The sequence below is a fragment of the Bifidobacterium sp. ESL0790 genome, from assembly GCF_029395435.1.
Classification (GTDB): Bacteria; Actinomycetota; Actinomycetes; order Actinomycetales; family Bifidobacteriaceae; genus Bifidobacterium.
The window spans coordinates 1,033,914-1,049,854 of sequence record NZ_CP113915.1 but is presented as its reverse complement, the minus strand read 5'-3'; the positions used below and the strand labels follow the sequence as shown (position 1 = coordinate 1,049,854).

Genomic DNA, 15,941 nt, shown 5'->3' with positions numbered 1-15,941 from the left:
ATATATCGAGAACCTAGAATTGCGCAGTACTCTCGGCAAAATATGGTCCTACGGCCCAAAGCGGAATATTTGTCATCCAATCCTGCTCCCGGTAGCCTGACATGGAGGTTCGATAACCGTGCAATCCCGTTCGGCTGCATAGCGATTTGAGGCTTTTCGCCCTCAGATTCTCCTCGGCTTTCGCCTCAAGAGGTGCCACGACACCCTCGTGCTCGATGATGAAGTCCACCTCCCCAGGTCTGCTGTCTCCAGCCGTCCAGTAATAGGGGGAAACGCCATTCGCCACGAGTTGCTGGCAGACATACTGCTCGGTCATCGCTCCTTTGTATTCCTCCAACGCGGTGTTGGACAGCAGCAGGTCACGCGCCTTGATGTGCATCGTCGCCCCAAGCAATCCAACATCATGAAGGTAGAGTTTGAAAGCGGACAAATCTCGATAGAACTTAAGAGGCTTCACCAATTTATCCACACGATAGACACGATTGGCCAGGCCCGAATCGATGATCCACTGAATGGATGTCTCGAACTGACGCGCCCTCGCGCCCGGCGCTATGTGGCCGAACACGAACTTGTGGTTTTCACGTCCGAGATGCGCTGGGATGGAATCAAAGGCGAGACGTATACGCTCCGCCTCGGTGGGATCGGACACATGCTTGGAAAAATCGGCATTGTAGGCGTCAAGCAGACGCATTTGGATCTTGCGGGCGGCTTCATAATCCTCATGCCCGTCTCCGGATATGAACCGTTCGACAGCCTCTGGCATTCCTCCGACAAAGTAGTATTGGCGCAGATACCGCTCAAGGCGTTTGGAAAACGGCATGATCTTTTCAAAGTCCAAACGCTCGACCGCCTCGGCAAGCAGCTGCTCGCCGCATGCATGCAGGAACTCCATGAAGGTCATGGGATACATGTCAAGCATCTCGACCTTGCCCACCGGAAAAGAGACACCGGCATGAAGCGTGATTCCCAAATACGAGCCGGCGGCAACGATATCCTGCTCGGGCATTTCCTCCCTGAAGGCTTTCATCAAGGTCATCGCGGAAGGCACTTCCTGAATCTCATCGATAATCACCAATGTCTTGCCCGGCACGATGGACTGTTGGGTGAGGATGCCTATGTTTTCCATGACACGCTTGGCGTCGTAGCCGGCGCTGAATACGTTTTTGGCGGTATCCTCCATGAGGTTGACATACGCGCATGACTGGTATTCGCTTTTGCCGAACTTTTTCAATATGTAGGTCTTGCCGACTTGGCGCGCGCCGCACAACACCAAAGGCGAATGGTGCGAATCATTCTTCCATGCCTTCAGATTCCGCATAATAGAACGGTACATCACAACCCCCTGCCAGTTTTACCATAGCAAAATTTTGCGTTTCTGCCAGTTTTACCATAGCAAAATTTCCCGTTTCTGCCAGTTTTACCATAGCAAACTGAATATTATGGATCATTTTCTATCAGAAAATGACCACAGCGAAACCGGAAATCAATCGCTGACGCAAGTAGAACGTATTGGCGAGATGCTTGGAACCCACACGAATGCCACGACTAACTGGGATTTGTCTGGTGGCTCGTCACCGGCAACGGTTAAGCTCATACACCATATATGCGCGTGGCCCGGGCCCGCGAAAACACCGTTTAAGGAGCACAAGGACATCATGAAGGAATTGGAAGACAGGATTCGGCGTGACGGAGCGGTGAAGCCTGGAGATGTCCTCAAGGTGGACGCCTTCCTCAACCACCAGTGCGACGTGACGCTCTTCGACCACATGGGCGCCGAATGGGCCCGCATCTTCGCCGGCAAGCGCATCGACAAGATCCTCACCATCGAGGCCAGCGGCATCGGCATCGCCTGCTGCGTGGCCCGCCATTTCAACAACGTGCCGGTCGTCTTCGCCAAGAAAACCCAGTCCATCAACCTCGACGGCGACCAATACACCGCCCATGTCTACTCCTACACCAAGCGCAAGGAGTTCCCGGTCATCGTCTCCAAGCGCTTCCTCACCAAGGGCGAGCACGTGCTGCTCATCGACGACTTCCTCGCCAACGGCAAGGCCATGCACGGCCTCATCGACATCTGCAACGAGGCCGGCGTGGTGATCGAGGGCATCGGCATCGCCATCGAGAAGGGCTTCCAGCGCGGCGGCAAGGAGCTGCGCGACGCAGGGTACAACGTGGCCTCGCTGGCCATCGTCAAGTCCATGGACGGCGAGAAGGGCACCATCGAGTTCGCCTGATCTCCTTCGCTTTCAACGGTTATTTGGCCGTGGCGGGTTCCGTATGAAACAGGAACCGCCACGGTTTTTCATATCATCTTTATTAACTTGACAGCTTAGCTTTCATTCATCTTAAAACGATGAATATCCATGGATGACATCATCTTCGGCAACTTCCGCGAAAAACTATCCGTCCCAGAAACACCGTGGCTTCTCCCAGCTACCATCAAGCGTAGAATAAGATTCCGTCAGCACTATCTCAATTTCATCATGAAAAGAGACCCTTTGAGCACTGATCAGGATTCATCAAGCGAAGCTACCCATATCCAGGATTCGCAATCCACCTCCCTCACCGACGGCATGAAAAAAGACGATACAACGTCTTCCGCAGCATCATCCGTTTCGCATGATTCGCATGGTTCAACGAATCATCACAAGTTCCCGCATACCCCCTTCGTCCGCAAATCCCAAAGCGAACGCGATGCCGAGACAACCAGCGCCGCCACAATGTCGACGCAGGAGGCGCTGCGCAGCTTGGACGGCAAGATCTCCTTCTGGCGCGGTCTCCCCTTCGGCCTGCAACATGTGCTCGCCATGTTCGTCGCCAACCTCGCCCCCATCTTCCTGGTAACCTCGGCCGCCAAGCTGACCCCGGCGCAATCGGCCCTCATCATCCAGAACGGCCTGCTCGTCGCGGGCTTGGGCACCTGCCTGCAGCTCTACCCGCTGTGGCGCGTTGGTAGCAAACTGCCCATGGTCACCGGCATCTCCTTCACCTACGTCGCCGCGGCCGAGGCCATCGTCGGCAAACAGGGCTACGGCGCGCTCGTCGGCGCGGTCATCGTCGGCGGCCTCATCGAGCTGGCGCTCGGCCTGACCGCCACGTTCTGGAAACGTTTCGTACCTCCCATCGTCTCCGCCATCGTGGTGACCTCCATCGGCTTCTCACTACTCTCCACCGGCGCGGCCTCGTTCGGCGGCGGCCAAGGCGCCAAGGACTTCGGCAGCTGGCAGAACCTCACGCTCGGGCTGATCTCGCTGGTCGCCTGCCTCGCGTTCCAACTGCTCATGAAGGGCACCGCCAAGCAGCTTTCGGTGTTGTTCGGCCTCGTGGTCGGCTATGTGATCGCGATTTTCATGGGCAAGGTCGATTTCTCCGGCTTCCAGCACCTGCAGGCCGTGAGTCTCCCCCATTTCATGCCGTTCACACCGACGTTCGACGCCGGCTCCATCGTCTCGTTCGCGTTGCTCTACGTCGTCTCATCGGTCGAGGTTCTGGGCGACACGGCCGCGTTGTCGAATGTGGGGCTCAACAGGCTCCCCACCGACCGCGAGACGTCGGGCGCGATCGCGGGCGACGGCCTCATCTCGACCGTCTCCGGCCTCTTCGGCTGTCTTCCGCTGACCTCGTTCGCCCAGAACATCGGCCTGGTGGCGGTCACCAAAGTGGTCAACCGCAAAGTCATCCTCTCCGGCGGCCTGCTGCTCATCGTCGCCAGCTTCGTGCCGGGCGTGGCCCAAGTGTTCAACTCGATGCCCCAGGCAGTGCTCGGCGGCTGTACCATCATGATGTTCGGCAACATCATCCTCTCAGGCTTCCAGATGATCGCCGAAGCCGGCTTCACCCAGCGCAACACCACCATCGCGGCGCTCTCGCTTACCATCGGCATCGGCTTCACGCAGGTCGGCGGCATCTTCGCCCAGTTCCCGCAACTCTTCCAGTCGATTTTTGCCACCAACTGCATCGCCGTCTCGTTCGTGGTCGCCGTGATTCTGAACGCCACGCTCCCCAGCGAGGAGCATTTCCTGGTGAGCACGAGCGCCAACACAGGGAAGGAAGACACCAAGGAAACGAAAGACTGACAGCAAAGCCTCCGATATAAAACAAAGTATGGCCTCACCGAAATCCATATATTCGGTGAGGCCATTCCATTCTCGTCATCTGGACCAGACAGAAAACCATCTAGTCCAAACGAATATATAAATGCAGTGCGCTACTTCTCGATGCCCATGTATTCGTTGATGATGTCGTCGTAGATGCCGATGAAGTCGAAGTACATCTGCTTGGGCAGGCTCTCGTTGACGCAGTGCATGGTGTCGTTGCCCGGTCCGAACATCACGTAGGCGGTGTCCTTGGGGCTGTCGAGCAGGAGCACGCTGCCGTCGGTGCCGCCGGAGACGCCGAACATCGGGATCTCGGCCGGCTTGCCCTGCTCCTTCAGGTGGCGCTCCCCCACGGACTTGACAACGTCGACGAGCTTGGCGTCCTTCGGTCCGATGACGGGAATGATATCCATGCCCACGGTGTAGGAGACGGTCGCCTTGTGGCTCGCGTTGAACTTGGCGACCTCGTCGTCGAGGATCGCGAGGATCTCCTTGTTGCTGAACTCGGGGATGATGCGGATGTTGATCTCGGCGCTGGCCGATTCGGGAATGGCGTTGACCTGCTGGCCGCCGCGGATGACGTCGATGTTGTAGACGGTGTCGCCGAGGTCGGGGTTGCTCTTGCCCGCGGCCGCGGCCTTGATGCGCTTGGAGATGACATCAAGGAACTCAAGCAGGTTCTCCACCGCGTTGATGCCCAGCGCCGGGGTGGAGCTGTGCGCGGCCTTGCCCTTCATCGAAATGTTGAGGTTGAGCTCGCCCTTGGTGGCATAGACGATGTTGTAGCCGGAGGGCTCACCCACGAGCAATGCCTCCACGCCCTTCATATAGCCCTGCTTCTCCAGCGCCTCGGCGCCCGGCATGCCGACCTCTTCGCCCGCGGTGGCCAGGAAGCGCACGGTGCCGTGCATCTTATCCTCGTGCTTCTTGAGGTTGAGCATGGCGAAGACCATCGCCGCGAGGCCCGCCTTCATGTCGGTCACGCCACGGCCGTAAATCAGGTCGCCGTCCTCGGTGATCTCGAACGGATCGGTCTTCCAGCCTTCCTGCTGGGCCGAAACGGTGTCCATATGCCCGGTGATGCCGAGAACCGGCTCACCGTGGCCAAGTTCGGCGACCAGGTTCGCGCGGGTCGGGTCCTCCTCGAGCGGGAGCACCTTGCAAGGTACGCCGGCCTTGTCAAAAATCGCCTTGATCTCGTCGGCGACGACCTTCTCGTTGCCGTTCTCGGTATGCAGCCCGACGAACTTCTTCAGCAGGTCCATGGCTTCGTTCTCGTTCATTTCTTTCCTTTCGAAGGCGTCATATCGTCCGGTTCCATTAAATCACGGCAGGATGTCGGCGATGTCAACAAGCATCCGACGCATATTCCCAGCATATACATCGCATATCGCATACAAGGCTTACGCGGTGTACTCGGCATGCAAGCGCGCCAATCGTCAAACCAGACCAAACACCGCGCGGTGTACACTTCCTTATGTCAGTTTGTCTTCCAAATTTCAAAGGAATCGGTGGTGTTCATGGAAATCGGGTCGGTTGCGGAATGGGCCACGGCTTGTGCCGAGACGGCGGCTGTGCTGGTGGCGCTTTTCCTGCCCTATGTCGAGCGGCGCAGGGCGGATCGGAAGAGCACGAGGAACCTCAAGATGATGCTTCTGGGCATCGTCAACCGGGCGCTGGAACAGAACGATCCGAAATCGCTTGAGACCTTCCTGAGCGTCTCGGCGTTCACCGACGCAGCCGAGCGCGACAAGGATACTCTCGACGTCGCCCGTCAGATTCTCGAACTGTTCAAGTCGGGCAAGGCCGACGGCGATACCTCTAGCCGCGACAAGGAGATCAAGGCCCTCTTGCAGACCATCAAGCCCTGATTCGGCAATCGCAAGAATCCCAAGCCCTGGGCTCGCCGGTCAATGTCGATCGGACGAGCGCGGACTTGGGATTTTTCCATACCTTTATATAGTTATGCGGTTTTATCTTTATTCCGCATCACGTCTGCTCAGTTCAGCCCCTCGTAGATGTCGTGGTGGCGGATGATGAACAGGCCCGCGCAGAACATGGTGACGATGACGACGAGCACGAGGATGATGATCGGCGTCCACGAATGGATCAGCCCGTTCAACGCGCCCAGCGCGACCGGGCCGATGGCCGCGAACAGGTAGCCGCCGGACTGCGCCATGCCGGAGAGGCGCGCGGTGTCGGCCGCCGACGAGGTGCGCTTCTGGAAGAAGACGATGCAGATGCTGAACGACGCGGCCGTGGCGAGCCCCATGCACACCGCCGAAACCACGTTGAGCGGCAGGTCGGCTCCAGGAATGAGAATGCCGAGCACACCCAGGGCGAAACCTCCCCCGGCGATGCCGTTGACGATCGCCAGGCCGTGCTTGCGCTCGGCGATCAGCGGCACGGTCATCGTCAGCGGCATGCCACTGAGCTGGAAGAGCGTGGCCAGGTTACCCGCTGCCACGGCGCCGAAGCCGGCCGCCTGCCATATCGACGGCAGCCAGGTCAACAGGGAATAATAGAGCATCGACTGCATGCCGAAATAGGCCAGGATCACCCATGCGAGCAGCGAGCGCCAAGGCGTCCTATCCACCATCGGACGGGCGACGTCCCTTCCACTCGCCTCATGCTGGCGGTGCGAACCGGAAAGCATGATGACCAACCAGGCGACCAGCGCGATGGGTCCAAGCAGGGCGAAGATGCCCATGCTGCCTTTGATGCCGATATGCGAGGCCAGAACGCCAGACGTCGCAGTGCCCAATGAGGCGACCAGGACCTGCGCGGTGGTATACAGCGTGGTCTTGCCCGCGACGCTTTCGGGGAACCGTTCCTTGATGACGGCCGGCAGGAGCACGTTGCCGCCGGCGATGCCGATGCCAAGGGCGGCGGTGCCGATCATCAGCGCCCATACCGAGGGGATGATGCGCAGGAAGCTGCCAAGGCTCAGCACCGCGAGCGCCATGACGAGCACCTTCTCGCTGCCGTGCCTGGCCCCGCTCCTGCCCATCAGCGGCGAGGCGAGCGCGAAGGCCAGCAGCGGGATGGTGGTGATCAGCCCGGCCAGCGAGGTCGGCAGGCCGATCTCGGTTTTCAAATCAGGCAGGAGCGGCGGCATCATGGTGATCGGCATACGCAGGTTCGCGCCCGCGAGCACGAGCCCCAGCACGGTGAGCCATGCCAAACGCTTTCTGTCGGCCTTATGGGCCGTCTCATTCAATTCAGTCATTCTTCTTATCACTACTCAATATCAATCTGTGCACGATGCCCTGCTGCATATCGTGCCCGAGCGGGAACACAGTGGTGCCCACCTGCTCGAATCCCATCTTCCTATAGAACGCCAGCGCGGGTTTGTTCTTCGGGTAGGCCACCAGCCACAGCGAGCGGTATCCATGCCTCACGGCCCAACCGCATATGTGCTGGAACGCCATGGTGCCGAACCCACGATGCTGGGCTTCGGGCAGGAAGTACAGGCGTTCAAGCTCGCATTGGTCGTCCTGGGGATCGTCGACCAACGTGTTGACCAGGTCGAGCTTGCAATACCCGACGAGCCGATTGGCCGCATAAATCAGCCAGTACGGCTGGTGCTCGTCCTTCAGCTGCCGCGCGAACTCGCCCTCGCTCATCGCCTGGGAGAAATAGAGCCGCATGTTCTCGGCGGTGTTGAAGCGCCCGTAGGTGTTCTCGAAGGTGGTCATGGCGATCTCGTGCAGCACAGGCAGGTCCCGCGCCACGGCCCTTCTATACGTCAATTCCATAATCATCCCCACCAGTCCATATAGGCCAATCCTCTAACAAACGACATGGGCCGCCGTCCGGCCATCACCGGCGGCGACCCACATATTCTCAACGCTCCCCTCCCTTAAAGCAAAGAGGGAGAACGCCCGTCACTCCCATTCGATGGTGGCCGGCGGCTTGGAAGTGCAGTCGAGCACCACACGGTTGATGCCGCGGCACTCATTGGTGATGCGCGTGGAGATCGTCGCCAGCACGTCGTAAGGCAGTCGGTACCAGTCGGCGGTCATGGCGTCGTCCGAGGAGATCGGGCGCAGCACGATCGGCGAGCCGTAGGTGCGTTCGTCGCCCTGCACGCCCACAGAATGGACGTTGGCGAGCAGGACCACCGGGCACTGCCAGATGTCGCGGTCAAGCCCGGCCTTGGTCATCTCCTCGCGGGCGATGGCGTCGGCCTCGCGCAGCAGGTCGAGGCGTTCCTTGGTGACCTCGCCGATGATGCGGATACCGAGGCCCGGACCGGGGAACGGCTGGCGCCAGACGATATTATCCGGCAGGCCGAGCTTGGTGCCGATGGCGCGCACCTCGTCCTTGAACAGGTTGCGCAACGGCTCGATGAGCTTGAACTTGACGTCCTTGGGCAGACCGCCGACGTTGTGGTGCGACTTGATGTTGGCAGCGCCGTCACCACCACCGGACTCGACGACGTCCGGGTAGAGCGTACCCTGCACGAGGAACTTGACTTCCTTGCCGCGCGCGCCGGCCTCCTCGAGCACCTGCTGTTGGGCCTTTTCGAAAGTGCGGATGAACTTCTCGCCGATGATCTTGCGCTTGCGCTCGGGCTCGGTGACGCCCTTCAGCGCGGTCAGGAACTCCTCGGAAGCATCCACCTCGATAAGACGGATGCCGGTGGCCTCCACGAAATCGTGGCGGACCTGCTCGGCCTCGCCCTTGCGCAGCATGCCATGGTCGACGAAGACGCAGGTGAGCTGGTCGCCGATGGCCTTGTGCACCAGGGTCGCCGCGACGGCGGAATCCACGCCGCCGGAAAGCCCGCAGATGACCTCGGCGTCGCCGACCTCCTCGCGGATCTTCTTGACCTGCGTGTCAATGATGTTGTCGGCGTCCCAATCGCTGGGCAGGCCGGCGCAATCATGAAGGAACGTGGAGAAGAGCTCGTTGCCGAGCGGCGTGTGCTTGACCTCAGGATGCCACTGCACGCCGTAAAGCTTACGGGACTCGTCCTCCATGGCGGCCACTGGAGCGCCCTCGGTGTGTGCCAGAACCTTGAAGCCTTCCGGCGCCTCCTCGACGGCCACCCCGTGGCTCATCCACGTGGTCTGCTCGGCGGGAGAGCCGGCGAGTACGCCCTCGGCGTCGTCGATCACGGCGTCGGTCTTGCCATATTCGCCGAGCGCGGCCTTGTCGACCTTGCCGCCCAGGTCGTGGGCCATGACCTGGAAGCCGTAGCAGATGCCGAGCACCGGCACGCCCGCGTCGAAGATCTTCTTGTCGATGTCGGGGGCGCCAGGCTCGTAGACCGAGGCCGGGCCGCCGGAGAGGATGATGGCCTTCGGGTCCTTGGCAAGCATCTCGTCCACCGGCATGGAATGGGGCACCAGCTCCGAATAGACATGCGCCTCGCGCACGCGCCGCGCGATAAGCTGGGCGTATTGCGCACCGAAGTCAACGACGAGCACTGGACCGTTTGCCATGATTCTCCCTACTGGTTCATTGTGAAAAACGATGAATACAACTTATATATCCAAGACACACCCTATTCTCGTGGTTAAAGGCGACAAAAGCAAGGGTCGGCGGCGTACTCAATCGCACATCACAACCACGCAACAAAAAAGAACATTGCCAAAAACAACACGCCGCGTGAACTTTCTGTGAATCGAACATGCCTAAGCCTTGCAAGCACAGTATTTTTGGCTTCGTTTCAACGTTTGGCAGACGGGTTATTCCGTGCGAAAAACGAACATTTTCTTGTTCGAATCCAACGTTAGATAACAAAATAATCACTTTTACGCACACAGGTGCAAAAAAACGTCCAAAAGTCTGAGAGTCCACGTAAAGTGAGCCTCGATTGGGTGCAAACCCATAGCGACAGCAACAGTATCAATGGTTTGCGCCTGAAGAAAATAATCAATTGCACACAATATGTGCAGGAGTACAGGAGCATACATGACTAGTCCTGTTATTGGCACCCCGTGGAAGAAGCTCGGCAAGCCGGTCTCTCAGGAGGCTCTTGAGGGAGTCGACAAGTACTGGCGCACCGCCAACTACCTTTCCATCGGTCAGATCTATCTGCGTAGCAACCCCTTGATGAAGGAGCCCTTCACCCGCAAGGACGTCAAGTACCGTCTGGTGGGCCACTGGGGCACCACCCCCGGCCTGAACTTCCTGTTCGGCCACATCAACCGCCTCATCGCCGACCACCAGCAGAACACCGTGTTCATCATGGGTCCCGGTCACGGCGGCCCCGCGGGCACCTCGCAGTCCTACCTCGACGGCACCTACACCGAGTATTATCCGAACATCACCAAGGACGAGGCCGGCCTGCAGAAGTTCTTCCGCCAGTTCTCCTACCCCGGCGGCATCCCCTCCCACTTCGCTCCCGAGACCCCGGGTTCGATCCACGAGGGCGGCGAGCTCGGCTACGCGCTGAGCCACGCCTACGGCGCCATCATGAACAACCCGAGCCTCTTTGTGCCCGCGGTCGTCGGCGATGGCGAGGCCGAGACCGGCCCGCTGGCCACCAGCTGGCAGTCCAACAAGCTCGTCAACCCACGCACCGACGGCATCGTGCTGCCGATCCTGCACCTGAACGGCTACAAGATCGCCAACCCGTCGATCCTCGCCCGTATCCCCGATGAGGAGCTCCACGAGTTCTTCGAGGGCATGGGCTACGAGCCCTACGAGTTCGTCGCCGGCTTCGACAACGAGGACCACATGTCCATCCACCGTCGTTTCGCCGACATGCTCGAAGAGGTCTTCGACAAGATCTGCGACATCAAGGCCAAGGCCCAGACCGACGACATGGATCGCCCGACCTACCCGATGATCATCTTCCGCACGCCGAAGGGCTGGACCTGCCCGAAGTACATCGACGGCCAGAAGACCGAGGGTTCCTGGCGCGCCCACCAGGTGCCGCTGGCCAGCGCCCGCGACACCGAGGCCCACTTCCAGGTCCTCAAGGGCTGGATGGAGTCCTACAACCCGGAGGAGCTCTTCGACGAGAAGGGCGCCGTGCGCCATGAGGTCACCGACTTCATGCCCACCGGCGAGCTGCGCATCGGCCAGAACCCGAACGCCAACGGCGGCCGCATCCGCGAGGATCTCAAGCTCCCCGAGCTGGAGAACTACGAGGTCAAGCAGGTCAAGGAGTACGGCCACGGCTGGGGCCAGCTCGAGGCCACCCGCCAGCTGGGCAACTACACCCGCGACATCATCAAGATGAACCCGGATTCGTTCCGCATCTTCGGACCCGACGAGACCGCGTCCAACCGTCTGCAGGCCGCCTACGAGGTCACCGACAAGCAGTGGGACAACGGCTATCTCTCGCAGCAGACCGATGAGCACCTGGGCGTCACCGGCCAGGTCATCGAGCAGCTCTCCGAGCACCAGATGGAAGGCTTCCTCGAGGGCTACGTCCTCACCGGCCGCCACGGCATCTGGAGCACCTACGAGTCCTTCGCCCACGTGATCGACTCCATGCTCAACCAGCACGCCAAGTGGCTCGAGGCCACCGTCCGCCACATCCCGTGGCGCAAGCCCGTCGCCTCGATCAACATGCTGATCTCCTCGCACGTCTGGCGCCAGGACCACAACGGCTTCTCGCACCAGGACCCGGGCGTCAGCTCCGTGCTGCTGAACAAGACGTTCAACAACGACCACGTCATCGCCGAGTACTTCCCCGCCGACGCCAACATGCTGCTGGCCGTCGCCGAGAAGGCCTTCAAGTCGACCAACAAGATCAACGCGATTTTCGCCGGCAAGCAGCCCGCCGCCACCTGGCAGACCCTCGACGAGGCCCGTGCCGAGCTCGAGAAGGGCGCGGCCGAGTGGAAGTGGGCCTCCACCGCCAAGAACAACGACGAGACCCAGATCGTGCTCGCCTGCACCGGCGACGTGCCGACCCTCGAGCTGATGGCCGCCAGCGAGAAGCTGCAGGAGTTCGGCATCAAGTTCAAGGTCGTCAACGTGGTTGACACCCTGAAGCTGCAGAGCCCCAAGGAGAACGACGAGGCGCTGAGCGACGAGGAGTTCACCGAGCTCTTCACCGCCGACAAACCCGTCCTCTTCGCCTACCACTCCTATGCCAGCGACATCCGCTCCATCATCTACGACCGCCCGAACCACGACAACTTCAACGTTCACGGCTACAAGGAGCAGGGTTCCACCACCACGCCTTACGACATGGTGCGCGTCAACGACATGGACCGCTACGAGCTGACCGCCGAGGTGCTGCGCACGCTCGACGCCGACAAGTACGGCCATGAGATCGACAAGCTCGAGCAGTTCCGCAAGGACGCCTTCGACTTCGCCGTCGAGAAGGGCTTCGACCACCCGGACTACACCGGCTTCGTCTACGCCGACGTGAAGAATCAGGACAGGGAGGCCACCGCGAAGGCCGCCATGAGCACCGGCAGCGACAACGAGTGATGCGCTGATCGGGTTCGTTCCCGCACGCTGATGTGGCGTGTATGCAATAGGGCGTCAGGCTTCGGCCTGGCGCCCTTTCGCATACAACACAACAATCCCCGCCCACGTCACGCCTCGGCCTAAAATGAAGGGGATCGATATCAAAGTTGATCACCGTAAAGGTGCCGGAACGCACAAAGGAGTTTGATCGTGGCAAACGAAGTCATTTACATCGCCAGTCCCGAAGGCAAGAACGGACGCAACGTCGTGGCCTATGGGGTGGTGAGGGCGCTCTCGGCCCAAGGCAAGACCGCCGTCTTCCGTCCCGTCGCCTGCAAGAAGGAGCAGCTGACCGGCGAGCTGGCCAAGGCCGCCAACGCCGGGCAGAGCGCCGACGAGGCACGTGGGTTGTGCCCCAAGCACGCCCGCGCCGACAAGGCCGCCGCGCGTGGCGACATCGTCGCGGCATACAACGCCGAGCTGGAGCGCACCAATCCCGAGGCGATGGTGATCGTCGGCGCCGACGGCTCCAAGGTCTTCGACCCCGACGCCTTCACCTTCGACGCCGAGATCGCCGCCGACCTCAAGGCCAAGACGTTCCTGGCCGTGTGCACCATCCCGCGTGACGGGCAGCAGGTCAAGGCCACCGTCGAGGCCTGCACCAAGAGCGTCGAGGATGCCGGCGGCAAGGTGGCCGGCGTCTTCGTCACCGGCTGCACGCCCGAGAAGGCCGCCGACGCCAAGGAGGCCTTGAGCGACTCCCTCGTTCCGGTCTGGACGATTCCCGCCGCCACGTTCCCCGACGACACCGATCCCGAAGCCGCGGGCAAGGCCGCGAAGGCGTTCGACGACAACGCCCCGGCCAGCGAGGTCGTCGCGGCCGCCCGCGCGCCGTTCGACGCGCCCACCACGCCGTACGCCTTCCAGAACGACCTGCTCGTCAAGGCGAAGGCCGGCAAGAAGACCATCGTGCTGCCCGAAGGTAGCGAGGACCGCATCATCAAGGCCGCCGACTATCTGCTCGAGCGCGGCATCGTCGACCTCATCATCGTCGGCGACAAGGACGCCATCCTCGCCCGTGGCAAGGAGCTGGGCCTCAACTCACTCGACAAGGCCAGCTACCAGCCGATGGACGACGAGGAAGTCCTGAAGCCCATGGTCGCCAAGCTTTGCGAGCTGCGCGCCAAGAAGGGCATGACCGAGGAGCAGGCCCGTAAGCAGCTGACTGATCCGAGCTACTTCGGCACCATGCTCGTCGTGCTCGGCAAGGCCGACGGCCTGGTCTCCGGCTCCATCAACTCCACCGCCAACACGGTGCGCCCGGCGCTGCAGGTCATCAAGACCAAGCCCGGCGCCTCGCTGGTCTCCGGCGCGTTCCTGATGTGCTTCAAGGACCATGTGGCCGTCTTCGCCGACTGCGCCATCAACCTCAACCCGAACGCCGAGCAGCTGGCCGACATCGCCATCCAGTCCGCCGAGACCGCCCGCGCCTTCGGTGTGGACCCCAAGGTGGGCATGCTTTGCTACTCCACGCTAGGCAGCGGCAAGGGCCCGGACGTCGACCTGGTCGAAGAGGCCACCAAGATCGTGCACGAGAAGGCACCGGACCTACCGGCCGTCGGCTCCATCCAGTTCGACGCCGCCTGGTCGCCCACCGTGGCCGCCACCAAGGCCAAGGGCAACGACGTGGCGGGCCATGTCAACGTGTTCGTCTTCCCGAGCCTGGCCGCCGGCAACATCGCCTACAAGGCCGTGCAGCGCACCTCCGGCGCCACCGCCATAGGCCCGGTGCTGCAGGGCCTCAACAAGCCCGTCAACGACCTCTCGCGCGGCGCCCTGGTCGAGGACATCATCAACACGGTGGCCCTCACCGCCGTCGAGGCGCAGCAATAATAGAGATTTATCATCCTCATGCGGAATCCTGCCATACTTGTTATATGGAGTATGGCAGGATTTCGCATATTCTGAACAGGACTGTACCCATAGATCTGCAACACCTCGGATATTCGTATCAAAAAGCCTGCGCTTTCATCGCCCTGACTCTTGTAACAGCTCGTGAGTAAACTAACAATTTGGTAGCCGTGGTAACATCTACGGATCAATTTATCTATTTGGAGGATGCACACAATGGCGAAAACCGTCCTTGTCATCAATTCCGGTTCCAGCTCGATCAAGTATCAGCTGGTGGATCTGGGAAGCGGGGAAGCTCTCGCGAGCGGCCTCGTCGAGAAGATCGGCGAACCGATCGATGGCCACTACAAGCACGAGTTCAATGGCATCAAGCATGAGCTCGAGGAGCCCATCAAGACCCACGCCGACGGCCTCAAGCGCGTCCTCGGCTTCTTCAAGGAATACGGCCCCGACCTTCAGGAATCCGGCATCGTCGCCGTCGGCCACCGCGTGGTGCAGGGCGGCTCCGTCTTCCCGCAGCCGGCGCTCGTCAACGCCAAGACCATCCAGCAGGTCAAGGACCTCGCCGTGCTCGCCCCGCTCCACAACGGCCCCGAGGCCACCGGCGCCGAGGTCATGGAGCAGCTGCTGCCCGACGTGCCGCAGATCTTCGTCTTCGACTCCTCCTTCTTCTTCCAGCTTCCCAAGGAGGCCAGCACCTACGCGCTCAACAAGGAAGTCGCCGAGAAGTACAAGATCCGTCGCTATGGCGCCCACGGCACCAGCCACGAGTACATCGGCGGCGTGGTGCCCGGCGTGATCGGCAAGCCCGCCGAGGGCCTCAAGCAGATCGTGCTGCACATCGGCAACGGCGCATCCGCCTCCGCGCAGATCTCTGGCAAGCCAATCGACACCTCCATGGGCCTCACCCCGCTCGAGGGCCTGATGATGGGCGGACGCACCGGCGACATCGACCCGGCCGCAGTCTTCCACCTCATCCGCAACGCCCACATGAACGTGGACGAGATCGACGAGCTCTTCAACAAGAAGTCCGGCATGACCGGCATGACCGGCTACGGCGACATGCGCGAGGTCGACCGCCTGATCAACGAGGGCAACGAGGACGCCATCCTCGCCATGGACGTCTACATCCATCGCATCGTCGGCTACATCGGCAACTACACCGCGCAGATGGGCGGCGTGGACGTGATCACCTTCACCGCCGGCGTCGGCGAGAACGACGACAAGGTGCGCGCCCGCGTCTGCGAGCGTCTCGCGCCCTTCGGCGTCAAGCTTGACAAGGAGAAGAACGCGACCCGCTCCAAGGAGCCGCGCGTCATCTCCACGCCCGACAGCTCCGTGGTCATCGCCGTCATCCCCACCAACGAGGAGCTGGCGATCGCCCACAAGGCCGACAAGATCGCGACCGCGGGCAAGGATTCCTACGGCAACGTCTTCGAGAAGTGATTTCAGGTTGGCACTTTCGGTTGGATAATCTCTTGATTATTTGACCGGCAAACAACCCAAAGGCCCGTTTCGCATGATTTGGATTTCATACGAAACGGGCCTTTG

Annotated in this window: 12 protein-coding genes; 6 read left to right on the top strand and 6 right to left on the bottom strand. The window is 60.8% G+C overall.

All coding sequences use genetic code 11. The features are described from left to right. Nucleotides 1-13: 13 nt before the first annotated feature. Together OZY47_RS03805 and OZY47_RS03800 are read right to left on the bottom strand one after the other, a co-directional pair. Complete coding sequence (locus OZY47_RS03805) at nt 14-1,318, bottom strand: ATP-binding protein (RefSeq protein WP_277178896.1); 1,305 nt, start codon at nt 1,316-1,318, stop codon at nt 14-16. Then, nucleotides 1,290-1,424 (bottom strand): hypothetical protein, encoded by a 135-nt coding sequence (locus OZY47_RS03800; protein ID WP_277178893.1) that lies wholly within the window; start codon nt 1,422-1,424, stop codon nt 1,290-1,292. Before OZY47_RS03800 ends, OZY47_RS03805 begins: the two co-directional genes overlap by 29 nt. A gap of 231 nt (nt 1,425-1,655) precedes the next feature. Between OZY47_RS03800 and OZY47_RS03795 the strand changes: the two genes are divergently transcribed. Together OZY47_RS03795 and OZY47_RS03790 are read left to right on the top strand one after the other, a co-directional pair. Then, the gene (locus OZY47_RS03795; RefSeq protein WP_277178891.1) at nt 1,656-2,234 is read left to right on the top strand and encodes a xanthine phosphoribosyltransferase; all 579 of its coding nucleotides are present in this window, start codon (nt 1,656-1,658) and stop codon (nt 2,232-2,234) included. 486 nt (nt 2,235-2,720) lie between these two features. Further along, entirely contained in the window at nt 2,721-4,076 is a 1,356-nt protein-coding gene (locus OZY47_RS03790; protein ID WP_277179135.1) for a nucleobase:cation symporter-2 family protein, read from the top strand. Between the two features lie 131 nt (nt 4,077-4,207). Here the strand turns inward: OZY47_RS03790 and OZY47_RS03785 are convergent, their stop codons facing one another. Then, complete coding sequence (locus OZY47_RS03785) at nt 4,208-5,380, bottom strand: ArgE/DapE family deacylase (RefSeq protein WP_277178889.1); 1,173 nt, start codon at nt 5,378-5,380, stop codon at nt 4,208-4,210. A gap of 237 nt (nt 5,381-5,617) precedes the next feature. Between OZY47_RS03785 and OZY47_RS03780 the strand changes: the two genes are divergently transcribed. Continuing rightward, nucleotides 5,618-5,968 (top strand): hypothetical protein, encoded by a 351-nt coding sequence (locus OZY47_RS03780; protein WP_277178887.1) that lies wholly within the window; start codon nt 5,618-5,620, stop codon nt 5,966-5,968. Between the two features lie 128 nt (nt 5,969-6,096). Here the strand turns inward: OZY47_RS03780 and OZY47_RS03775 are convergent, their stop codons facing one another. From OZY47_RS03775 to guaA, 3 genes are all read right to left on the bottom strand, one after another. Further along, nucleotides 6,097-7,326 (bottom strand): MFS transporter, encoded by a 1,230-nt coding sequence (locus OZY47_RS03775; RefSeq protein ID WP_277178885.1) that lies wholly within the window; start codon nt 7,324-7,326, stop codon nt 6,097-6,099. Continuing rightward, a complete protein-coding gene (locus OZY47_RS03770) occupies nt 7,319-7,861 on the bottom strand; it encodes a GNAT family N-acetyltransferase (protein WP_277178883.1) in 543 nt (180 codons plus the stop codon). Before OZY47_RS03770 ends, OZY47_RS03775 begins: the two co-directional genes overlap by 8 nt. Nucleotides 7,862-7,984: 123 nt before the next feature. Next, a complete protein-coding gene (gene guaA, locus OZY47_RS03765; RefSeq protein WP_277178881.1) occupies nt 7,985-9,547 on the bottom strand; it encodes a glutamine-hydrolyzing GMP synthase in 1,563 nt (520 codons plus the stop codon). A gap of 472 nt (nt 9,548-10,019) precedes the next feature. Between guaA and OZY47_RS03760 the strand changes: the two genes are divergently transcribed. The 3 genes from OZY47_RS03760 (at nt 10,020) to OZY47_RS03750 (ending at nt 15,836) form a co-directional block, all read left to right on the top strand. Next, nucleotides 10,020-12,500, top strand: a complete 2,481-nt coding sequence (locus tag OZY47_RS03760) for a phosphoketolase (RefSeq protein ID WP_277178879.1) — start codon at nt 10,020-10,022, stop codon at nt 12,498-12,500. A 189-nt stretch (nt 12,501-12,689) separates the two neighbouring features. Then, the gene (gene pta, locus OZY47_RS03755) at nt 12,690-14,372 is read left to right on the top strand and encodes a phosphate acetyltransferase (protein ID WP_277178878.1); all 1,683 of its coding nucleotides are present in this window, start codon (nt 12,690-12,692) and stop codon (nt 14,370-14,372) included. Nucleotides 14,373-14,606: 234 nt separating this feature from the next. Beyond that, entirely contained in the window at nt 14,607-15,836 is a 1,230-nt protein-coding gene (locus OZY47_RS03750; RefSeq protein WP_277178876.1) for an acetate kinase, read from the top strand. Nucleotides 15,837-15,941 lie beyond the last annotated feature (105 nt).